The 20,732-nt window shown below is 38.6% G+C and carries 24 protein-coding genes and 1 tRNA gene; 17 read left to right on the top strand and 8 right to left on the bottom strand.

Going from position 1 to position 20,732, the window contains the following annotated elements:
- Positions 1-11: 11 nt before the first annotated feature.
- From MP622_RS06570 to MP622_RS06555, 4 genes are read right to left on the bottom strand one after another with little or no spacing between them, the layout of a single operon-like run.
- Complete coding sequence (locus MP622_RS06570; RefSeq protein WP_243793135.1) at positions 12-455, bottom strand: hypothetical protein; 444 nt, start codon at positions 453-455, stop codon at positions 12-14.
- Positions 452-1,804: a phosphatase PAP2/dual specificity phosphatase family protein gene (locus MP622_RS06565; RefSeq protein WP_243793126.1), complete on the bottom strand. Its 1,353-nt coding sequence runs from the start codon at positions 1,802-1,804 to the stop codon at positions 452-454. Before MP622_RS06565 ends, MP622_RS06570 begins: the two co-directional genes overlap by 4 nt.
- Positions 1,805-1,810: 6 nt before the next feature.
- The gene (locus tag MP622_RS06560) at positions 1,811-3,565 is read right to left on the bottom strand and encodes a bifunctional alpha/beta hydrolase/class I SAM-dependent methyltransferase (protein ID WP_243793124.1); all 1,755 of its coding nucleotides are present in this window, start codon (positions 3,563-3,565) and stop codon (positions 1,811-1,813) included.
- 22 nt (positions 3,566-3,587) lie between these two features.
- Positions 3,588-4,238 (bottom strand): CDP-alcohol phosphatidyltransferase family protein, encoded by a 651-nt coding sequence (locus MP622_RS06555; protein ID WP_151504615.1) that lies wholly within the window; start codon positions 4,236-4,238, stop codon positions 3,588-3,590.
- A 156-nt stretch (positions 4,239-4,394) separates the two neighbouring features.
- On the opposite strand from MP622_RS06555, the gene ybaK reads away from it, so the two are divergent.
- From ybaK to MP622_RS06495, 12 genes are all read left to right on the top strand, one after another.
- A complete protein-coding gene (gene ybaK / locus MP622_RS06550) occupies positions 4,395-4,862 on the top strand; it encodes a Cys-tRNA(Pro) deacylase (RefSeq protein WP_044738488.1) in 468 nt (155 codons plus the stop codon).
- A 110-nt stretch (positions 4,863-4,972) separates the two neighbouring features.
- Positions 4,973-5,740 (top strand): hypothetical protein, encoded by a 768-nt coding sequence (locus MP622_RS06545; RefSeq protein WP_104442167.1) that lies wholly within the window; start codon positions 4,973-4,975, stop codon positions 5,738-5,740.
- A gap of 249 nt (positions 5,741-5,989) precedes the next feature.
- Positions 5,990-6,211 carry a transposase gene (locus MP622_RS06540; RefSeq protein ID WP_104442166.1) on the top strand — a complete coding sequence of 74 codons (222 nt, stop codon included), beginning with the start codon at positions 5,990-5,992 and terminating at the stop codon, positions 6,209-6,211.
- Positions 6,212-6,381: 170 nt separating this feature from the next.
- Positions 6,382-6,591, top strand: coding sequence for a cold-shock protein (locus MP622_RS06535; RefSeq protein WP_016167826.1), 210 nt, complete (start codon positions 6,382-6,384; stop codon positions 6,589-6,591).
- Between the two features lie 180 nt (positions 6,592-6,771).
- Positions 6,772-6,848, top strand: a tRNA-Met gene (locus tag MP622_RS06530).
- Between the two features lie 314 nt (positions 6,849-7,162).
- The gene (locus tag MP622_RS06525) at positions 7,163-7,399 is read left to right on the top strand and encodes a hypothetical protein (protein WP_243793123.1); all 237 of its coding nucleotides are present in this window, start codon (positions 7,163-7,165) and stop codon (positions 7,397-7,399) included.
- Positions 7,400-7,660: 261 nt separating this feature from the next.
- A complete protein-coding gene (locus MP622_RS06520) occupies positions 7,661-9,802 on the top strand; it encodes an HAD-IA family hydrolase (protein ID WP_243793122.1) in 2,142 nt (713 codons plus the stop codon).
- A 106-nt stretch (positions 9,803-9,908) separates the two neighbouring features.
- Positions 9,909-10,553: a 2'-5' RNA ligase family protein gene (locus MP622_RS06515; protein ID WP_243793121.1), complete on the top strand. Its 645-nt coding sequence runs from the start codon at positions 9,909-9,911 to the stop codon at positions 10,551-10,553.
- The gene (cobU, locus tag MP622_RS06510) at positions 10,535-11,056 is read left to right on the top strand and encodes a bifunctional adenosylcobinamide kinase/adenosylcobinamide-phosphate guanylyltransferase (RefSeq protein WP_243793117.1); all 522 of its coding nucleotides are present in this window, start codon (positions 10,535-10,537) and stop codon (positions 11,054-11,056) included. The genes MP622_RS06515 and cobU overlap by 19 nt, the downstream gene beginning before the upstream one ends.
- A complete protein-coding gene (gene cobT, locus MP622_RS06505) occupies positions 11,053-12,105 on the top strand; it encodes a nicotinate-nucleotide--dimethylbenzimidazole phosphoribosyltransferase (protein WP_243793116.1) in 1,053 nt (350 codons plus the stop codon). Before cobU ends, cobT begins: the two co-directional genes overlap by 4 nt.
- Before the next feature lie 10 nt (positions 12,106-12,115).
- On the top strand, positions 12,116-12,733 hold the full coding sequence (locus MP622_RS06500) for a histidine phosphatase family protein (protein ID WP_243793115.1): 618 nt from the start codon (positions 12,116-12,118) through the stop codon (positions 12,731-12,733).
- Positions 12,730-13,488 (top strand): adenosylcobinamide-GDP ribazoletransferase, encoded by a 759-nt coding sequence (locus tag MP622_RS06495; protein WP_243793114.1) that lies wholly within the window; start codon positions 12,730-12,732, stop codon positions 13,486-13,488. The genes MP622_RS06500 and MP622_RS06495 overlap by 4 nt, the downstream gene beginning before the upstream one ends.
- 18 nt (positions 13,489-13,506) lie before the next feature.
- Here the strand turns inward: MP622_RS06495 and MP622_RS06490 are convergent, their stop codons facing one another.
- Together MP622_RS06490 and MP622_RS06485 are read right to left on the bottom strand one after the other, a co-directional pair.
- Complete coding sequence (locus MP622_RS06490; protein ID WP_104442163.1) at positions 13,507-14,202, bottom strand: LrgB family protein; 696 nt, start codon at positions 14,200-14,202, stop codon at positions 13,507-13,509.
- On the bottom strand, positions 14,199-14,633 hold the full coding sequence (locus MP622_RS06485) for a CidA/LrgA family protein (protein WP_243793113.1): 435 nt from the start codon (positions 14,631-14,633) through the stop codon (positions 14,199-14,201). Before MP622_RS06485 ends, MP622_RS06490 begins: the two co-directional genes overlap by 4 nt.
- Positions 14,634-14,734: 101 nt before the next feature.
- Between MP622_RS06485 and MP622_RS06480 the strand changes: the two genes are divergently transcribed.
- The 5 genes from MP622_RS06480 (at position 14,735) to MP622_RS06460 (ending at position 18,467) form a co-directional block, all read left to right on the top strand.
- Positions 14,735-15,634, top strand: a complete 900-nt coding sequence (locus tag MP622_RS06480; protein WP_243793110.1) for a LysR family transcriptional regulator — start codon at positions 14,735-14,737, stop codon at positions 15,632-15,634.
- A gap of 212 nt (positions 15,635-15,846) precedes the next feature.
- Positions 15,847-16,260, top strand: a complete 414-nt coding sequence (locus tag MP622_RS06475; protein WP_243793109.1) for a YeeE/YedE thiosulfate transporter family protein — start codon at positions 15,847-15,849, stop codon at positions 16,258-16,260.
- Positions 16,261-16,262: 2 nt separating this feature from the next.
- The gene (locus tag MP622_RS06470; protein WP_016167918.1) at positions 16,263-16,688 is read left to right on the top strand and encodes a YeeE/YedE family protein; all 426 of its coding nucleotides are present in this window, start codon (positions 16,263-16,265) and stop codon (positions 16,686-16,688) included.
- Positions 16,685-17,563: an MBL fold metallo-hydrolase gene (locus tag MP622_RS06465; RefSeq protein WP_243793477.1), complete on the top strand. Its 879-nt coding sequence runs from the start codon at positions 16,685-16,687 to the stop codon at positions 17,561-17,563. The genes MP622_RS06470 and MP622_RS06465 overlap by 4 nt, the downstream gene beginning before the upstream one ends.
- A 142-nt stretch (positions 17,564-17,705) precedes the next feature.
- Positions 17,706-18,467, top strand: coding sequence for an alpha/beta fold hydrolase (locus MP622_RS06460; RefSeq protein ID WP_243793108.1), 762 nt, complete (start codon positions 17,706-17,708; stop codon positions 18,465-18,467).
- A 308-nt stretch (positions 18,468-18,775) separates the two neighbouring features.
- Here MP622_RS06460 and MP622_RS06455 read toward each other — a convergent pair whose 3' ends face one another.
- Positions 18,776-19,753 (bottom strand): MDR family oxidoreductase, encoded by a 978-nt coding sequence (locus MP622_RS06455; protein ID WP_243793106.1) that lies wholly within the window; start codon positions 19,751-19,753, stop codon positions 18,776-18,778.
- 81 nt (positions 19,754-19,834) lie between these two features.
- Positions 19,835-20,479 carry a TetR/AcrR family transcriptional regulator gene (locus MP622_RS06450; protein WP_044740659.1) on the bottom strand — a complete coding sequence of 215 codons (645 nt, stop codon included), beginning with the start codon at positions 20,477-20,479 and terminating at the stop codon, positions 19,835-19,837.
- Positions 20,480-20,732: the final 253 nt, after the last annotated feature.

Below are 20,732 nucleotides of genomic sequence, written 5' to 3'. Positions count from 1 at the left end.
GTCACCGAGTTTTATTTTTGTTGTAATAAAAATATCATGAGCGATATTAAAACGATATATTGGCATAAGATCAGAAATACATGAAGCTTAAATAAGCGCATACAGCCTTGAATACGAATATCCCAGCTACGCTGACATTTTTCAGTAGGAATGAGTCCTAACTCGAGTAAACTCTGGTCAAGTATTTGCGTTTTCTGAACGATGGATTGTGCATCTTCAATCTGCTCTGAGTTAGTCCCGATCAAACTTAACAGCTCCGCATCGAACTTAATTCGAATACTAAGATAATGTTGGAGTAGGCATAAAACAAAAATAACGATGAGCGAGAGATAGACACCAATCGACTGCCAAGCGTAAAAAAAATAGCAAAGCACGGAAAGCGTAAATGCGATGTAACCTGCATTACGAAGGCCATCTGTATTTTGTAGTAACTTGGCGACAATCAGTAATTTCATGCCTTGACCTGCTGTAAATATTGTTTTTGATAGATCTCTATCGCTGCGAGTTGCTGGGCATTCAGTACAATCCAAGGTCGAGCCTGACGAATGATTTGAATGGCATCATCAACTTGATGGGCATGCCCAGTTTGGAGCAACCATGCAGCAAGTATACTGCTACTGCGTGAATATCCTAAGGCACAAAAAATCAGAACTTTCGTATTATCGTATTGTGAAGACAGCAATTGATTCAATGCTTGTACGGCAAGATTTAGCTGTTGTGCTTGTAAGGGAATGAGATCAAGACTTAGATATTGCTGATAATCATATGGTGGTTTTAAAGGCAGTTCTGCACAACAATCAAATAAACCATCATACTGCTGCATGTTTTGAGTTGAAGGAATTCTGCCTAGAAAAATCTGAGTGTTTTCATTGGTCAGAATTAAAGAATCGTTGGGATGTGTTCTGGTCCAGATACGGCTATTGAGTTTTGCGAAAAGAAAATAAGGTGCAAATAAAACCCACGCTGCAATGCTCATGGTGCCATTGGGTTGTTTCTGAAAAAAATGTGGACGATTCAGGCTATAAGCGCAAGCAACCAAGAATAAACTGCTTGCGGGGTAAGCCAACCAGAGCATCCATCCTTTAAAAAACAGAGCTAAAAATGTGAGAAGGAGTGCGGCAATAAGATAATAACTAGCTAATTTAAAATGCTTTAAAGTTCGTTGCTGTACTTTTTGTGTTTGTAATGGAGATGATGCATAGAACGGAAATAACCACAAACAGAATGCACCAACCCAAATGCCAGTCGGGATATCAATAAAATGATGCTGCCATGTGGTTAGTACCGATACACCAATGAGAAAACTCCAAAGATCGACAAACCAGCGATAAGAGGAAGGTACATGTCGACGATAAAAATCCCACAAGATCATTAATAGGACAATATGTAAGGATGGGGCTTGATTAAATGGTTTATCAAAACCCATGAGAATATCAAACCAAACACCAAAGAAGCCTTGTAGTTCGGGGCGCTCAAAACTGAATTTCAGTGGAAATAATAAAAAACAGCCAATAGAAATCAGTTGTGCGCTGAAAAGTCGAAACACATGCTGTTTGAGTTCAAATTTATTCCAGCACAGCAGCAGTGAAAGTCCATAAAATAAGTCGATTGACCAATAAGGAACAATTGTCCATGGCCATAGCGGAATATATTTTTCCCAAGTGAACACAATGCTTGGAACATAATTTAGCCCCGCAGCATAATGATTGGCAAAGCCGTAACTTAAAAAGAAAAAAGGGGCAAGAAATAACAGGCAGAGTATTCCCCATTTCCATGTACCTGCCTGATGTATGAGTGTCTGCATAGAATGTTACGGCTCGATCTTTTGCGCGACAGAAACCGTAAAAATGCCGAACTCATCAATAAATTGATCAATTTTCTTAAATCCAGCTTGTTCGACTAAAGCATCCATCTCCGCTTGTGAACGTAAGCGCATGACCCATGCTTCACCTTGACGATGTGAAGTGAGTGCGCGGGCAATAAACTCTTGCTGTGGATGCCAAATTTGTCCCGTATAAATCAGATAGCCATCTTTGAGCATGGCTTTATATAGTCCAGTTAGAGATTGACGTAATAAATCATTATCACTAAACAACTCATAGAGTCCTGAAACAACAGCTAAGGTTGCTTTGGGTTTAATGTTTGCGAGAGATGCTGTATCAAAGGCATCGGCTTGAACAAAAGTTGCAATTTCGTTTAGGCCTCTTTCTTGAATGAGTGCTTGTCCAGCTTTAACATTGAGTTCGCTATAATCACGTAGCAGAATAGATTCTGGTTGTCTAGGTAATTGTGCAACTGCATCTAAAATATAACGCCCATGTCCAGCCGCAATATCTAAGATACGAACTGGTTTACGTTTTTTAGCCAACAATGCGGCATATTTTTCCAGTAGGGATTCAATATTTTGTTTACGGACTCGAATGCCACGCCAGCCAATCGCATTTAAATACTGTTGATCAATGACTTTACCTAGTAAATTCTGGCTTTCTGGTTGATTACGATAGACAAAGTCTAGGGTACTGCCTGAGTCGTAACCTGTTTGTTCACCAATTTTAAGGCCTCTAGAAAACTGACTACCAAATTTGAGTTGACGTTGAGCCAAATCCCAAAACAGTTTTTTAAGCGATGTTTTTGGGAGTGGTTGACTAAATTGTTCAGCAGTTGAGCAACTTGCGCCAATTTTATCGGCATTTAAAACGTCTGGCGTATCGTAAGGATGCGCAAAACATTGTTGAATAAAGCGACGGACTTTTTTAACGGCAATCTCGCGGTTTTGTTCTCCTAAAGTATCGTGAAAAAAGCCTTCTAAAAGATGAAATTCTTTATTTGGATGCGCCAAACGTTCATAAAAATCTCGTTGCGGTTTCTGCTGCACCACAAAGTCAGCACCTGAACATAGGACTTGAGTGGGGACATAGATATTTTGAGCATCTTTAACCAATCGTTCGGCAGCATCATACAGACCAAGTAACATGCGTACAGAAATCGCTCTGGCAATTTTAGGGTCATGATCATACTGCTGGGCACGGTCTAAATCATGCGTCAGCATTTTGGCTTTGACATAACTTTGGATAAAGAAATTGCCGCGTAATTTATTCAGTAACGTTAAACCTTGTTTAGCAAAGGGTACATACAATTTAATATCAAAGGCAGGTGATGCTAAACATAAGGCACGAATTTTAGGTGCATAGTCATGTACCCATGTCGCTGCCAATACAGCGCCAACACTTTGAGCAACAATTGCAATATTTTCAGGTGGAATCGCATAGGTCTGTTCGATATGCTGAACAAAATATTGAATGTCTTTCACACAAGCCGAAAAACTGGGTGCATCGCCACGTTCACCAGGTGATTCACCATGACCGCGTGCATCCCATGCAAAAAAATCAAAATCAGGCAGGTCTAACTCTTCCACCAAATGCTCCATTCGACCCGAATGTTCATGCCCACGATGAAACATCACAATGGCTTTTTTCTCTGGGTTATGAGACGAAGCCCAATGTTGATAGAACAAGGATGTACCATCATGGCTGGTGAAATGTTGCTGACTATTGTTATAAGGCATTCTTTATTGTCCTAATGATCAATTAATTTGAAGTCTTTTCAATTGCATTACGTATACGGTTATAGATCGTAATCACGAGTAAAAGGGTAATAATAGCTAATAAGCCATTACTTATTAATTCTTGTAGCTTAAAAGTGATATGTGCTGAAAAATATTGGCTGAGTACGTAAAAGACGGCTAACACACTAAACCAGAATGCACGGTCGCTCTTTCCCATAGGGCCATCATAACGGCGCTCTTGCCCAATCACAGGGGCCATGACTCCTGCGTATTCACTGAGGATGGCTAAGAATACAACGCATAATAACAATGTTGGAGATATGCAACTCAATACTATAAAGCACAAATATAGCGCCGTGTCTGAAATCACATCACACAATTCATTTAGATAAGCACCTAATTGTGATTGTTGATTAAATTCGCGTGCCAACATGCCATCAATCGCATTAAATGCCATCCGTATAAGCATCCAGATTGGAACAAGTAAAAAAAATGCGGCATTTGCCATCGGTTGCGCGTGGAATGTGTAAGCCAAGAAACTTGCGATCAGCAAAGAAATCAACATTGCAAACAAAGTTACCTGATTTGCAGTAATACCATGTTGATATAAGCGACGAACAAAAGGTCGTAAAAAATTCTGAAAAGCTGGTTTAAGCTGATAAATAGAAGGCATTGGCTTTTTTAAGTATCGTATTTTGCTTGAATTGTACCCATTTCAGGAAGTTGAATTCAAGCTAGATGAATTTCGAAACTAATAGCCTAAGTGGAATTCACATTTTAATTATGAAATGCCTATAATTACGCGGTTTATTTCAATTGTAGAAGCAAGATGACGCCAGCCTGCAAATTATTAAAAAGCAAAAAAGTTGACTTTTCTATTCATGAATATGAGCATGATGCCAATGCGAAAAGTTTTGGTTTAGAAGCAGCAGAAAAGCTGAGCTTAAAAGTAGAGGAAGTGTTTAAAACACTTTTAGTCACCGATGATAAGAGCTATTACGTTGCAATTTTACCTGTACATCATTTACTAAACTTAAAAAAAGTGGCAACAGCAGTCGGGGCAAAAAAACTGCATATGGCCGATCCTAAAGATGCCGAGCGTTTAACAGGCTATTTGGTTGGAGGCATTAGTCCAATTGGACAAAAGAAAAGACTTAAAACTGTAATTGATAAAAGTGCTCAAACCCTGACCAAGATTTACGTGAGTGGTGGAAAACGTGGATTGGATATTGGTTTAGCGCCACAAGACCTGAGTGAAGTTTTAGGTGCTATTTTTGCAGATGTTGTTGATGAATAATCATACATTAAAGGGAGATGTAAATATTATTTAATGATCTGATTTGTTTAGATAAAGTCAGAATGATAATATGCGCGACCTTAATCAGTAGCGAACAGGGATGAAGTAAGATGGGGAAATTTTGGATTATAGCAACGCTATGCATGAGTCTTTTGCCTTTATGGGGGTGTTCTGTAGCACCTGTAACAGCGCCACCACCACCAGTTGCCATGATACCTATTCATGATTCAGATGTTATGACTCGACAATTTACGACATCACTGGCCGATTTAACTCCAGTTGCGCATAGTACCCGACCTTCCGCCGTGATCTTTTTTAATAAAGGTGTGAATGCAGAAAAATTTAACAAAGCGCTGTGTAAGGGATTTGTACAATTAGAAACAGCTCAAGATGTTGAATCCAATCAAGGCGTCGCTATTGAGAATCAAGTTGTAACCAAAGTTCCTGTAACAACGGATTTGTCACAAAATACTCGTGATTGCGATTTAATTTTAAGAGTATATGACTATAATCTTGCGGAAAGTGAATTGGTTAAGCTTAATCCTAAGTTGCTCTATTCAACGGGTCCTTTTATCGCCGTATACAATCCTAACTCTTCTCAGATAGATCAGATTATTGATTTAAGAGGCACTTCTACTACCGATTTGGAAAAATTCGGAAGAAATTGGAGTTCTATATTTACTCAGGCAGCTCAGCAATATGAGCAGGCGAATTCAAACATAGCAAATTCAGATGAAGCCAAAGAATTTAATATTTGGTTGTTCGTTCGAGATTTATTTCAAGCTTCGGTATGTGCTACAGATCCAAATTTGATCTACATTTTTAATGAGCCTGCTGGAAAAATAGCAGATATTGTTTGTAAAGGGACGAAATCATAAGTTTTTAAAAGCACTGTAGCCCATCATCAGATGGGCTTTTTTGTGCGGTTTGCTTCGTATGTCAAGATCGCGTAGTATGTAAGTCCAAAGTTGGATACGCTTTGATATCCATTCTACATGCTTTGCTGATGTAAATATTATAAGTTCATAGGCACAATGCCGCTTTATAGAATAAACTCCAAACTCCCCGAATGGTCTTATTTATGAAATACTTTTTGTTTGCAAAGGCTCAATATATGAGTAATTAAATTGATTTTTTTAAATGGCTGGACGACAGCAAGAGCCATAAATGGCGATGAAATACGTGTGAAAATTATCCCTCTCAAGCGCAAACAAAGTAATTTATCTGGTGTGAGCTGGGTCGAAGTGGGTAAACAGGTTGAATTTGAGTCTGGCGAAAAATGCGCTCTTAATCTCGATGGCAAATCGTTTTATACTGAGTTGAACAAGCTTTACAAGTTAAAGAGTTAAATCAGCTATCATTTCGTCAATAAAACGTATATATTTATACATACTAGAAGAATAATTTTATTGTGTTTACTGATTTTATTGTGTTGTTGATTTTCATCCTTCATTGTATTAAAGGTTTATGTTAAATAAATTATTTTCTATTCTCAGCTTAATCTTATAGGAAATATCTTATGTCTAATTTAACGACTGGTACTGTAAAGTGGTTCAACGAAACTAAAGGTTTTGGTTTTATCGCTGCTGACAATGGTGAAGATGTATTCGCACATTTCAGCGAAATTCAAACCAACGGTTTTAAAACTTTGCAAGAAGGTCAACGAGTACAATTCACTGTAACTGCAGGGAAAAAAGGTGCTCAAGCTAGCGGCATCACAGCAATCTAAGTCTGACTTGATTGTTTTTTGTCAAAAAAGCTCGCATTAAGCGGGCTTTTTTATTGTCTAATTCATAGGTAAAACTCAACTGTTTTAATGCAAATATAGTGAATTATTAATGAATACGTTATTTATTTAAAATAAAGTTTGCTTTATCACGCATTAGGGCGTATAAAGTCAACTCGTTGATGCGGGATGGAGCAGTCTGGTAGCTCGTCGGGCTCATAACCCGAAGGTCGTTGGTTCAAATCCAGCTCCCGCTACCAACGAGAAAAGATTCAAAGTTTATAGCCCAGTCTTCCTAGATTGGGTTTTTTTATGCCTATTTGATTTGGACTTTGGGTGAGATATCCGAAAATACATGCATGATTAATATTGGGTTGAAAAAGAAAACCATAAAAGAAAGCATATGGTCATGCTTTGAGTGTTCGAAAAATAATCATTATTTCGTCACTTATTAATCATTAAGTTGTTTAACATTGAGCTATACCATCTATGTTTGGTTTTTTCAACTGGTTATTTGATGGGAATTCAGGTACAAGTAAGCAAGGCATATAGTAGAACAATAGAGGATAAATACGTGGATGATTTAAGTTTAGCAATTTTAGACCAAACCTTAGATAAGTACGAAGCGAAAGGCAAAAAAATTAAGAAAATTCGGATTGGATATAAGCTCTATGCAAAATTTATGGCAGATCAAAAGTTTGCTGACGAAGTCATTAATTCAGCGCTAGACCCTGATAAGCGCTCCTATCGCGGTGTTAGAGTTAAAATTACACATGATGATGAAGAGTTAACATTTTTAATGAAAAACTAAATTTAGAGTTAGTCTTTAAGTATTTAACCTACCTTATTTTTGGGGTAGGTTTTTTATTTTCAGTGTTTTAAAAATCCCAAGATGCATACTTTGATTACATAAGATTACCTAGATCTAAACAAATAAAACAAAAAATAAGGAATTGTTGGTTATTGTGAGTAAATTTTAATCAAAATTATTTCATATCGTGTCATTTTTACTCAGCTATTGTGTTTTTGATTAGGCTAAAAGCTGTACATAACAATAATTTGAGGAGCATAAATGCTGAAATTTCATGATGATGTGATACTGGGTGCAATTTTTGATATGGATGGAACAATGTTTGATACTGAACGTCTTCGGTTTCAAACATTGAAACAGGCATCTCAAGAACTGATTGGGCAATCATTTTCCAATGAATATTTAATGGCATGTTTAGGCTTAAGTGCCAAAACGGCACAAGCTTTGGCACAGGAAACTTATGGAGCAGATATTCCTTATGCTGAAATCCGTAAACGTGCCGATGAATTGGAGTTGGAATCTGTACGAAGCTGTGGCGTTCCTATTAAAAAAGGATTGGTTCAAGTTTTGGAACGCTTAAGAAAGTCAGGTTTGCGTATGGCAGTTGCAACGTCTAGTCGCCGTGCGATTGCTGAAGAATATCTGATTAATGCCAATGTGTATAAATTCTTTGATGTCGTGGTGTGTGGTGATGAGGTGGAGAAAGGTAAGCCTCATCCTGAAATTTTTCTGACGGCAGCGGAAAAGCTGAATCTTAACCCTGAACATTGTTTAATGTTTGAAGATTCGGAAAATGGCGTGACTTCAGCATTTGAAGCCAAAGGTATTACGGTTTTATTGAAAGATATTAAACCCGCAAATGCCAATATGCGAGCCAAAGCGAATTATTATTATCAGTGTATGTATGACTGTTTGGCAGATTTAGATGGTTTTACCGCAAAACAGGATTTGCCACAGTTGCAAGAGCCCTTTCCGCAAACGTTGAATCAATTGACTGTGGGTATTCATGGCTTTGGGGCAATTGGTGGTGGTTATTTGGCACAAATCTTGTCGCATTGGGATGGCTACACGCGACCTAAGCGTATCTTAGCTTCGACGCGCAATGCTTTGTTTCGTGAGGCGGTAAACGCTTTTGGTGGTTACTGCATTCGCTATGGACAAATCTCCTATGATGAGTCAATTCAAAATATGACTGTGATTGATGCAGATGATGAAGCACAAATGTCGGACATGTATGTTGAATCTAGTTTGATTGCTGTGTGTTTACCTGAAAATGCCTTAGTACATGAAGTAAAGATGATTGCTAAAGGATTGTATGAGCGCCATACACATCAAGCAGGTCAAGCTAAAGAACCGCTGACCTTTTTGATTATCTTGAACAAGGTCAACGCCAAACAACTTTTCCTTGATTATTTACGACAAGCCTTAAATGAATTAACCAGTGTGGCTATTACCGAGCAGATTCTACAACAACATTATTTTTGCGATACCGTAGTCAACCGTATGGTGTCGAAGCTAAGTCAGAAAAATCTATATCGTCAACTGAAAATTAAATACAACATTTTTAAACAGTTTCAGGAAGAAGTCGAAACTGAAAATACAGATCTAGATGAAAGTCTTCAGTTGGATTCGACCCAAGAGCATCAAGCTGCTGTGTATATTGAAGATTTGCGCCGTAATTTCCAACCGAGTCATATTTTACAGAGTATGGATTTAATTCTGTTTCATGCAGAGTTGGATATGCCAATTTATGTGGAAAACCAAAGCCCTTTACTGAGTAAAATGCGACAAATGGTTTTGGTCGATGATATTTCCGAGATTCAGTTGATTAAGAACCGTATGTGGAATGGAACCCATGCCATGATGGCGTGGTATGCCAGCCTATTGGGGCATGAGACGATCGGTATCGCCATGGGGGATGTACAGCTACAGCAGTTTAGTCAGCAACTCTTAGCACAAGTTAAGCAAGGTTTATTGCTGCAACTACCGCATTGGGAAGCAGACTTAAACCGTTTGGCACAAAGTTTTATCGACTCTTGTAAATTTGCCTTTAAAGACCCTTGTTCAAGGGTAGCGCGAGATCCTTTACGCAAACTGGAGTCAGGCGAACGGGTTTTATCTTCTATTCGGCAGAAAATCTTGAGTGGACAAGCATATGACCAATTGATTGCGGGTGCAGTATTGGGTTATGGCTATGCCATTTTGCATGATCAGATAGCTATAGATGATGTGATGAGTACGATGCAAAATGAAGTAGAAAAGATGTTACTTAGCACTCCACAGCAACAAGCGTTACTGATGCAATTAAAGCATGGTTTAGCAGATCTACTTCAGCATCCCGATCAGTTTGATCCTAAACGAATTTCAATTCATTTAAGTGATACATCTGCTGTTTGTGCATAATTTGAATCATTTTCAGTACAAGTTGAATATTTATAAACTTTGCCTTGCATGAGTCTGGCAAAGAACGTGTTTTAATATCACTTTGCAGTTTAAAGTGATATTAAACGTGTTTTTAGATCACATTCATCATGTTGTTCCCACGATTCACCGTGATTATCCAGAATGGCATCATGGTCGGGAGCTCTATGCACTGTGGTATATTGAAATTCAAAATCCAGACTTGATTTTGTATCTTAATCAAGTTCAAGATTATTTCTCCGAATATCTATTATTTCCCAATACACGTCAATTTCATATCACATTGTTTATTTGTGGTTTTTTAGCACAAGATCAAGCCATTTTTGATGATGACTTCACGCAACAGCAATTCCAACGACAATATGCAGAGTTGAAGTTAAGCCGATTAGAAAAATTTAAACTGAAAATAGGTGCTCTGAATAGTTTCAGTAGCGCCTTATATCTAGAGGTTATCGATACTGACTTGGCTTTAGAAAAAATCAGAGCGCAATGTGCCCAGTTTAGTGATGAAGTTGCGGCATTAAGCTATTGCCCGCATATTACCGTGGGTCTATATAGCGCTGCGTATCCCAGCCAAAGTATTTTAGACAAAATGGCTGCATTTCCTGCTCAGCAGTTTGAAATTGACATTAGCCAGATCAAGTTTGGTTATTATCATGCCCAAGTCTTACAAGGTCCTTTACATACTCTACAGAACATTTCATTAGGTGACGTATGTTGCAACTCATATTAGGGGGTGCTCGTTCAGGTAAAAGTCGTTTGGCTGAACAAATTGCACAAGATTCGGGGCTTAAGGTTCACTACGTGGCAACCGCTCAGGCTTTAGATGTTGAAATGCAGCAACGGATTCAACATCATCAATCGCAACGACCATCACATTGGCAACTCAGCGAAGAGCCGCTGTATTTGGCCGATTGTTTGCAGCGTATAGATGCGCCAGAACAGCTGATTTTGGTAGATTGTCTGACCTTGTGGATGACCAATCTCTTATTGGCGGATAATCAAAACTTATTGGCACATCAGCTGCAAAAATTACTCGACGTTTTACCGACCTTATCTTCCACAATTATTCTTGTGAGTAATGAAACAGGTTTAGGCGTGGTGCCTATGGGAGAGTTAAGCCGTAAGTTTGTGGATGAATCTGGGCGACTTCATCAACAACTGGCTCAACTTGCCGATAAGGTGCAGTTTTGTGTAGCGGGATTATCAATGCAATTAAAAGGAGACAAATCATGAGCTGGTGGTTAGAGGCGTGTCAACAACCGAATGATGCAGCGAAACAACGTGCAGAAGCGCGCCAATTACAACTCACCAAGCCTACTGGTTCTTTGTCTGAGTTAGAACATATCGCAATTTTATTGGCAAGTTTGCAGAATAAAGATCAACCCGATATTCAAGCGCCGTGGATTAGTATTTTTGCTGGCGATCATGGGGTGATGGAAGAGAATATTTCGGCTTATCCTCAAGCGGTGACCCGTCAAATGTTAATGAATTTCACCACGGGTGGTGCCTGTATTAGTGTCATTGCCAAGGAATATGCGGCGACTTTACAAGTGATTGACTGTGGTACGGTGGGAGATAATTATCAATATCCACACGTAGAAACCCATTGTATTGCTCCAGGCACAGCCAATTTTGTCAAACAGCCCGCAATGACTGAAGCACAATGTAGTGCAGCCATGAATTTGGGTAAGCAAAGTGTCGAACGTGCCGTAAAGGAAAAAGCCTCTATTTATGTTGCGGGTGAAATGGGCATTGGCAATACCTGTTCGGCTTCTGCTCTGGCTTGTATGTTACTCAATGAAGTGGCAGAACAACTTACAGGGGTTGGCACAGGCATTCGTGCAGAGCAATTAGCACATAAAAAACAAGTGATTGACCGTGCAGTAGCATTACACCGTGATGATGTTCAGCAAGATGCTTTCAAAGCCTTATGCGCTGTCGGTGGTTTAGAAATTGCCGCGATGGTCGGTGCATATATTCGTTGTGCGCAATTAGGTCTACCAATGGTTGTTGATGGCTTTATTAGTACGGCTGCTGCACTGGTTGCAGTCAAACTGAATTCTGCGGTACGTGAATGGATGCTGTTCGGACATCAGTCTGCCGAGTATGGGCATCAACGCTTATTGCAAGAGTTAAACGCAGAACCAATTTTAAAACTGAATTTACGCTTGGGTGAAGCCAGTGGTGCAGGTGCAGCACTTGGGATTATTAAATTGGCATGTCATTTACATAATCAAATGGCCACATTTGCAGAAGCCGCCGTGATTGGTGAGAAAATTTAGGAAATCTGCTATGTATTTAAAGATTGATCTACTACGACATGGCGAAAGTGAACTGAGTCATACCCTACGTGGTTCACTGGATGATGCGCTGACGGCTCAAGGTTGGCAACAGATGCTCTGTAGTATCGATCAATCGCAAACGCAGTCTCTATCTCAGTCTCTGCACTGGGATGTGGTCTTTTCCTCACCCTTACAGCGTTGTCGTATATTTGCGGAACACATCGTGAAAGAGCAGGATATACCGTTAATTTTAGATGAAAGTCTGCAAGAAATGCATTTTGGCGATTGGGAGGGACAGTCAATCCAACAGCTATATGAACAATTTCCTGAAACTTTGGCAGACTTCTGGCAAAAACCAACGCAGACTACACTTCCTAATGCGGAAACTATGCATCAGTTTCATCTCCGAATCAGTACAGCGATGTCGAACATACAGCAGCTGATGCAGCTCAATGGTTGGCAATCGGCATTGGTGATTACACATGGCGGGGTCATTAAATTATTAAAGTGTATGGTGTTACAGCAACCTTTGGATGATGTGTTGAAAATGACGGCTGAATTGGGACAGCTCAGTTCTTTTCGCTGGGATACGCTTACACAGACTTTAGCTTTGCAGGAGTTAACATGACTCCATTTCTGATTGCTTTACAGTTCTTGACTACGTTACGAATTCAACTTAAAGAAATGCCGACGGCTCAGCAGAATGCAAATTCGATTTTATTCTATCCTTTAGTGGGGCTGATTATCGGGCTGATCTTATATGTCGTGGCGCTGTTGTTGTCTGGATTGCCTATAGTTCTACTCTCAAGTTTAATTCTGATGCTTTGGATTTGGTTAACAGGAGGTTTACATCTCGATGGTTTGGCGGATACTGCTGATGCATGGGTCGGAGGCTTTGGAGACAAGGAGCGCACACTACGTATTATGAAAGACCCGAGTTGTGGGCCAATTGGGGTTTTAAGTTTAATTATTGTCTGCGTATTAAAATGGGCTGCCTTATATGTATTGCTAGAGCAGAAAGCAGCACTGGCTTTATTACTTTTTCCCGCGCTTGGGCGAACTATCCCTTTGGCACTCTTTGTGAGTACACCGTATGTGCGTTCCAATGGATTAGGTTCGAGTATTGCAGCACATTTGCATAAGCGCCGTGTCTATTGGGTCATTGGCTTGAGTCTAAGCCTTGTTATGTATTTCTTAGGCTTAGGTCTGCTTACAGCACTGGCATGGGTTTTAACATTTATCCATCTACGGACTAAGTTCCTGCAACGTCTAGGAGGCATTACAGGAGATACCATTGGTGCCAGTATAGAGCTGAGCGAAACAGTTTGTTTACTGGCGTTCGTCATTGGTCTGAGTTATCTACCGATAGATACACTGTTTTAAGGATTCTTGATCCAAAAATTAGCCTAAGCAACGTAATACCAGATGAATTAAGCTCGGGCCGAGGATCACCATAAATACACCTGCTAAAATCATAGTTAGGGAAGCAATTACACCTTCTTCATGATGACGCATGAATGCTTTACTGGTACCAAAGCCGTGTGCTGCATTGCCTAGCGAAGCGCCTTGTGCAAAGGCAGAGTTTAGTTTTAACAGTAGTAAAACAGTATCTCCCAAAAGTACGCCTGCAATCCCTGTAATCATTGTAAATAAAATCACCAGTTCAACTGAGCCGCCAATATGCGCGGTGAGTTCCATGGCAAAAGGGGTAGAGATAGAGCGTGACATGAGGCTATAAGTGGTTTGGCTGTCAAAATGAAACAGTTTTGCTAAATAAAAGGCACTTATTACACCAGCACTCATTCCAATCACAATACCCAGACTAATTGAAAACAGATGTTCGCGAATCAGTTGACGATATTCATAGATAGGGATGGCAAAGGCGATGGTTGCAGGTCCAAGCATCCAAACAATCCAGTGATTATCGGTCATATAGGTGTCATAGGAGATATGGAATCCCAGTAAGATTAAAATCAGCACAAAAGGAACGAGCATGGCAGGGGACAGCAACATATAGGGATAACGACGATAGAGTTTTTTCGCCAAAACGTACCCGATAATGGTTGTAATGAAACAAAATAGCGCCGTGAAGTTCATGAGTGTGCTTCCAATTTGGCTTTATGATGATTATGTTTTTGCTGAAGTTTACGTTCTAACTTAAAACCAAAATGAACACTGTATGCGGTCATTACCATAACGCAGACGGTTCCAAGTACAACTGCGAGAATGAGCTGCCAACCTTGTGTGATAAAGAGTTGTTTATATTTGACTAAGCCCACGACACAGGGAATAAACATCAACACCAATTCGGCAAGAATGAAATCTGCCCCTGATTTAATCCACACCAATTTCATGATGCCTGACATCAGGGCAAATAGAAGCAGAATGAGTCCAATCACGCCCGCAGAAATTGGAAGATGAAAAAATTGCTGAATAAAGGAACCGATCCACCAGAGTCCAATTAAAAATAGCAATTGAGCGGTGACTTTTAGGAGATTGTGAATTTTTGATGCATAAGGAGAGGACATGATACAAACAGGTTTAAACAACATGAAGGTATTTTAAAATTGACCTGTTGCATGAATTATGAATAATAAAATAATAATTATGCAAATATGGAATATTGGGTGTGGATATTAAAAGTCTACAAGTTTTTGTCACTCTTGTTGAAACGCAAAGTTTCACTCTAGCCGCTGAACAGCTAAATTTAACCCAACCGACCATTAGTAAAGCGATGCGCAGTCTAGAAGAACAATTAGGCGTTATGCTGTTGCATAAAGGGGAGGCAGGACGCAAACGCGGCGTAGCTTTGACCTATGTGGGCCAACAAGTGTATGAACATGCTTTAATTATTTTGAATGAACAGCGACGTATTTTTGATACGGTGACACAAGTCAGAGGTTTAAAGAAAGGTAAGCTGACGATTGGTCTACCACCTTTGGCAGCCATGATGCTAAGTACCGTGATTGCCAAATTTCATAGTCAATATCCGCATATCGAGTTGAACTTTTTGGAAGTCGGGGCGACAGGTATTGAGGAGGCTATTTTGCGTAAAGAGGTTGATGCTGGGGTGGTGATGGGAGAGCTAAAACCTTTACTGAGTGGATTTGAAATTATCAACTCACCGATTTGTCTACTGGCAAAGAAAAGCTCACATTGGCGTAAAAAACAAGAAATTAAACTGATTGAACTCAAGGAGGAATCTTTTTTACTGTACGCCAATACATTTACGCTAAATAACGTCATTATTCAGGCTGCACAATCTGTAGGTTTTAAACCCAAAGTGGCATGTCGGAGTAGTCAATGGGATTTTATTGCTAAGCTGGTGGAATCGAATGTGGGAATTGCATTATTGCCACAAGCCTATTGTGAGCGACTAAATAGTGAAGAGTTTCATATTGCTTTACTGACAGAGCCGAAGATCAATTGGAACTTAAAAATGGCATGGAACAGTACTGTTGCGATGACACCAGCAACACGCGCTTGGTTAAACATTATTGAAAATAATCTAGAAAGCATTCATTTTTAGTTGAAGAAAACGATATCAATGATGTCCCAAGCTAGAATCCGTATGTTTATTGGTTAAAATGATTCTAGGGAATGTACGTCAAAGATTATTCATTATCACCTCAAGCGAATTTGCAAGGTGGGTTTGCATAAAATTTATACAAAATTGCTCTTGAATAATTTATAAATAAACATATTATAAAAACATATATTGTTTTAAGTGGAACGCAGAAAATGCATGACTATCTAACCGCTTTTATCGGTGGGACACTGCTGGGTGTATCCGCCGTGGGTTATCTGTGGGTCAATGGTCGTATTGCAGGAATTAGCGGCCTAATTTCACAAGTCCTTAGCCCTAAAACCTTGTTGAGTACACCTGCACTTTGGTTCTTATTAGGCTTAATGATTGTGCCATTTGCCTACGGGGCATTTACACAACCACAGATTCAAATTGAGAGTTCACCGTTCATTATGATTTTAGCGGGTTTACTGGTTGGTTTTGGTACGCGACTCGGTTCTGGATGTACCAGTGGCCATGGTATTTGTGGGATTAGCCGTTTATCGAAACGGTCAATTATTGCAACGTTAACATTTATGCTTACGGGTGCTGCGACTGTATTTGTAATGCGTCACATATTAGGAGCATGAACATGAAAAATATATTTGCCTTTATTTTTGGCGGTTTATTTGCCACAGGTTTAATGTTCTCAGGCATGGCTAATCCAGAAAAAATACTGAATTTTCTTGATATTTTTGGTAGCTGGGATGCAAGTCTGGCATTTGTGATGATGGGTGCGATTGCTGTAGCATTTATTCCATTTCAAATCTTATCCAAACAGAAAGCACCTAAAACGGTGTTTAAAGAACCAATTGAGCTACCTAAGAATACACAGATTGACACTCGATTAGTTCTTGGAAGTGCTATTTTCGGTATTGGTTGGGGCTTAGCAGGTATTTGTCCTGGACCAAGTCTTACTTTAATTGGTTTAGGGCACTATCAAGCGCTTTATTTTATTTTTGCTATGATCATTGGTGTATTTATATTCAATAAAACGATGGGAGCTAAATCATGTTGATAAAACCAATCGTTAAGGCTTTTTTTGATAAAGAAACTAACACTTTTAGCTATGTGGTCACAGACCCGAACAGTCGCCAATCTGCGATTATCGATAGTGTGCTGAATTATGATGCTGCATCAGCAACGACTCACACAACTTCGGCTGATGAGATGATTGATTATATTCAGCAAAATAGCCTAAGCATAAATTGGATTTTAGAAACACATGTACATGCAGATCATTTAACAGCTTCACAATATTTAAAACAGAAGGTGGGGGGAGTGGTTGCGATTAGTGAGAAAATTGCGGTTGTGCAGGAAACATTTAGCGCAATTTATAACCTTGAACCCAAATATTTTAATGCGACAAGCTCATTTGATTATTTATTTAAAGATGGTGAACATTTTAAAATTGGTGAAATAAATGCATATAACATTCCAACACCAGGACATACGCCAGCTTGCCTAAGCTACGTGATTGGTGATGCTGTATTCGTCGGTGACACGCTATTTATGCCTGATTATGGTACAGCACGCTGTGATTTTCCTAAAGGTAGCGCAGCGACATTATTTGATTCAGTGCAAAAGCTGTTTGCTTTAGATGGTGATATGCGAGTGTTCTTGTGCCACGACTATTTACCTGAAGATCGTGATCACTTTGTTTATGAAAGCAGTATTGCTGAACAAAAAAAGCATAATATTCATATCAATGAAAGCATTAAAAAAGAAGATTTTGTTCAGATGCGAAATCAACGCGACGCAACTCTAGCCATGCCTAAATTGATTTTACCTGCTATACAAATCAATATGCAGGCTGGACAATTCCCTGAACCTGAAGAAAACGGCATTCGTTATTTGAAAATTCCATTTAATTTTTTCAAACCTAGCATATAAACATGAGATAAATTTAGAAAAATCAGGATAATACATTACTATTATCTCTGATTTTTGGTATTTTTATAAATAGCCTAAGCAAATTTATTGATTCTTAAAAACTAAAAAGCCACTATATATAAAAATACATGATAGAAGCACTATGATCCTTAATCATCAAATACAGAAATCAGAAAACCCAAGCGAACTAGAGCCTGTTTTACTTATTCATGGGTTATTTGGCAGTTTGAGTAACCTTGGTATGCTAGCGCGGGCTTTTGATCAACGTACTGTAATACAGCTAGATGTGCGTAATCATGGGTTATCTGAACATAGTGAACAGATGAACTATGATTTGATGGCGCAGGATGTATTAGAGACTTTGGATTATCTACAGATTCAAAAATTTTCCCTTATTGGACACTCCATGGGCGGAAAAATAGGCATGAAAGTAGCAGAGAAGGCCGAAAATCGTCTGGTACGCCTCATTGTGTTAGATATTGCACCATTTGCTTATCAAGAAAATCATCACGAACAAATTTTTAAAGCATTATTTGCTGTACAAGAAGCTGCACCAGCATCAAGATTACAAGCTACTGAAATCATGAAGAAATTTATTCAAGAAGATATGGTGATTCAGTTTTTATTGAAATCATTTGCACAAGGCAAATGGCGTTTTAATTTAAATGCCATTTTTGCGCATTATGCAGAGATATTATCTTGGCAAGAGATAAAGCCTTATACAAAGCCGGTGTTATTTTTACGTGGTGGGTTATCTCCATACATTCATAAGCCTGAACATTTTGATGCTATTAAGGAACAGTTTCCTGTTGCTGAAATAAAAGAGGTTTTAAATGCGGGACATTGGCTACACGCTGAAAAAACAGATGAAGTATTATTAGAGATCTCTAACTTTTTAAAATAATAAGATGATGTTCTACGGCGACTTTGTTTGTGCAAGGTCGCGTAACTCTGTGTTTGTATGGGAAGATTACATTGATTTCGTATAATGTATATTATGTTAAATAACATATCAAAGACTGTAGCCTACACAACGCAGTTGTTGCCACAGCTCAGCATCATGAATCTGCAAAATTATATTCATGATGCTGAGTACGTGAATGAACATAATATTCGTTATGCCGAAATCCTTTGACTCATGTATCTATAACCATGAATAAAATAACTCTCCAAAGTTCTACAAACATTTTCTGCATGATTTATTTTGTCGTATTATAGTTTTACAACAACTCTACCTCGAATTTTTCCATCTAAAATTTCATTTGAAATATTTAAAGCATCTGTTAACTGAATTTCAGTTGTTACTGTTTCTAATTTTGTTTGATCTAATTTTGTAGCTAAACGTTCCCATGCTTCTTTTCTTAATTCAATTGGTGCCATCATGCTATCAATTCCATATAACGTAATCCCTCTCAAAATAAATGGAGCAACTGTCGCTGGAAAATCCATTCCACCTGCCAAACCACACGCAGCAACTGCACCACGATATTTTGTACTAGCACATGCATTGACTAAAGTATGGCTTCCAACAGTATCAATCACGCCAGCCCAAATTTCTTTGTTTAATGGCTTTCCTGGCGAAGATAATTCAATACGATCAATAATTTCACTCGCACCTAAATAGGTTAAATATTCCGACTCTTGGGGACGACCAGTTGAAGCTGTGATCTCATAACCAAGATGGTTCAAAATAATAATCGCAATACTACCAACACCACCATTTGCACCTGTTACTAAAATTTTCCCATCACTTGGTTTAATACCATGTTTTTGTAAAGCTATGACACACAACATTGCGGTATAACCTGCTGTACCAATAACCATCGTATCTTTAAAAGAAAAAGCAGAAGGTTTTTGTATGAGCCAATCGCCTGAAACAGTAACTTGCTCAGCTAATCCCCCAGAATATTTTTCGCCAACACCCCAACCATTTAATAAAACTTCATCTCCTTGTTTCCATGCTGGATGTTTTGATTCAATCACAACACCTGAAAAATCTATACCCGGTGTTAACGGAAAACTACGAACTACTGGAGAGCGCCCAGTAATGGCTAAAGCATCTTTATAGTTCAAAGTTGAATATTTGACTTCAACTCTAACCTCGCCTTCTTCTAAAGGCTTTGATGCAATCTCAGTAATTTTTGATGTGTAACCTGCATCATCTTTAGTAATTACTATACCTTTGTACATAGAACTTCCTCTCTATTTAATTGGACTACTTGTCTAGAATTAATTAAAAAATAAATGCAGACATCTGCATTTATTTTTTAATTAATTTTTTAAGTGATTTTGTTGTTCTACAGCTAAAGTAAACAAGCGATAAAATGCATCTAAAGGACTTGTTGATTTGACCAAACGTGCTCTTAGAACTGCACCTTCCCATCCAATCCAAAACTGATAAGCAGCTTCATCACAATCAGTTACGTTATATTGTGAATTTGACTGATGTAGGCAATCAGAAACTACTTTCTCCCATACTTTAAAAATACTTTCAATTCGGGCGATGATCTCCGGTGGCAAATACGAAACTTCTTGTCCTAAGTTACCTAAAATACAACCTCGTTTAAAATCATATTTTTGCAGTTTTTCACCCGCATCTTTTACAAAATTTTGCAGCCTTTCTAATGGTGAAAGATTAGTTTGACTTAAAAAATAATTCAATCGCTTCACAAAATAAAGCTCATAAGCATCTAGAACTTCTAAAATAAAAGCCTCTTTATTTGCAAAATAATGGTAGAAAGACCCTTTAGGAACTTGGACTGATTTCATGAGATCGTCTAAGCTCATAGCATTCATTCCACGTTCGGTCAGTAACTCGATACCTCGGCGGATTAACACTTCTTTAGTGTCTGCATAGTTACAACCATGTTTGGTTGGTCGACCACGTGGTCTTTTGGGTAAGGGAGAATAATTCATAAAATAAAAATAGACTGTGTGACTAGAAATATCAATAATAAAATTATTTGATTGAAAATTTTATCTAAACGGCATCTATTTCTTTTCTGGGAGAACTTAGCCTTTTATATAAATGTACTTAAAAATTCTATGAGTTCATGAACTCATTTTTGAAAAGCTGTAATTTTCTATGTTAATTACGTTTAAATTCCAACGCTCCCATTTTCTAACTTGCTCAGGTTATAATAATGGCCTCCAAAATATGGTTGATCTA

This window comes from Acinetobacter sp. PK01, from assembly GCF_022819285.1.
GTDB lineage: Bacteria > Pseudomonadota > Gammaproteobacteria > Pseudomonadales > Moraxellaceae > Acinetobacter > Acinetobacter tandoii.
Note: the sequence above shows the minus strand (reverse complement) of the source record. Positions and strands in the feature narration are given on the sequence as shown.

Bases quoted from the DNA above. Each gene is read 5' to 3' on its own strand.
- MP622_RS06460 (WP_243793108.1), top strand. From the start codon at position 17,706: ATGATCCTTAATCATCAAATACAGAAATCAGAAAACCCAAGCGAACTA.
- MP622_RS06555 (WP_151504615.1), bottom strand. From the start codon at position 4,238: ATGCCTTCTATTTATCAGCTTAAACCAGCTTTTCAGAATTTTTTACGA.
- MP622_RS06565 (WP_243793126.1), bottom strand. From the start codon at position 1,804: ATGCAGACACTCATACATCAGGCAGGTACATGGAAATGGGGAATACTC.
- MP622_RS06450 (WP_044740659.1), bottom strand. From the start codon at position 20,479: ATGAATTATTCTCCCTTACCCAAAAGACCACGTGGTCGACCAACCAAA.
- MP622_RS06490 (WP_104442163.1), bottom strand. From the start codon at position 14,202: ATGAACTTCACGGCGCTATTTTGTTTCATTACAACCATTATCGGGTAC.
- cobU (WP_243793117.1), top strand. From the start codon at position 10,535: ATGTTGCAACTCATATTAGGGGGTGCTCGTTCAGGTAAAAGTCGTTTG.
- MP622_RS06470 (WP_016167918.1), top strand. From the start codon at position 16,263: ATGAAAAATATATTTGCCTTTATTTTTGGCGGTTTATTTGCCACAGGT.
- MP622_RS06560 (WP_243793124.1), bottom strand. From the start codon at position 3,565: ATGCCTTATAACAATAGTCAGCAACATTTCACCAGCCATGATGGTACA.
- MP622_RS06455 (WP_243793106.1), bottom strand. From the start codon at position 19,753: ATGTACAAAGGTATAGTAATTACTAAAGATGATGCAGGTTACACATCA.
- MP622_RS06535 (WP_016167826.1), top strand. From the start codon at position 6,382: ATGTCTAATTTAACGACTGGTACTGTAAAGTGGTTCAACGAAACTAAA.
- MP622_RS06520 (WP_243793122.1), top strand. From the start codon at position 7,661: ATGCTGAAATTTCATGATGATGTGATACTGGGTGCAATTTTTGATATG.
- ybaK (WP_044738488.1), top strand. From the start codon at position 4,395: ATGACGCCAGCCTGCAAATTATTAAAAAGCAAAAAAGTTGACTTTTCT.
- MP622_RS06475 (WP_243793109.1), top strand. From the start codon at position 15,847: ATGCATGACTATCTAACCGCTTTTATCGGTGGGACACTGCTGGGTGTA.
- MP622_RS06570 (WP_243793135.1), bottom strand. From the start codon at position 455: ATGAAATTACTGATTGTCGCCAAGTTACTACAAAATACAGATGGCCTT.
- cobT (WP_243793116.1), top strand. From the start codon at position 11,053: ATGAGCTGGTGGTTAGAGGCGTGTCAACAACCGAATGATGCAGCGAAA.
- MP622_RS06485 (WP_243793113.1), bottom strand. From the start codon at position 14,633: ATGTCCTCTCCTTATGCATCAAAAATTCACAATCTCCTAAAAGTCACC.
- MP622_RS06500 (WP_243793115.1), top strand. From the start codon at position 12,116: ATGTATTTAAAGATTGATCTACTACGACATGGCGAAAGTGAACTGAGT.
- MP622_RS06545 (WP_104442167.1), top strand. From the start codon at position 4,973: ATGGGGAAATTTTGGATTATAGCAACGCTATGCATGAGTCTTTTGCCT.
- MP622_RS06495 (WP_243793114.1), top strand. From the start codon at position 12,730: ATGACTCCATTTCTGATTGCTTTACAGTTCTTGACTACGTTACGAATT.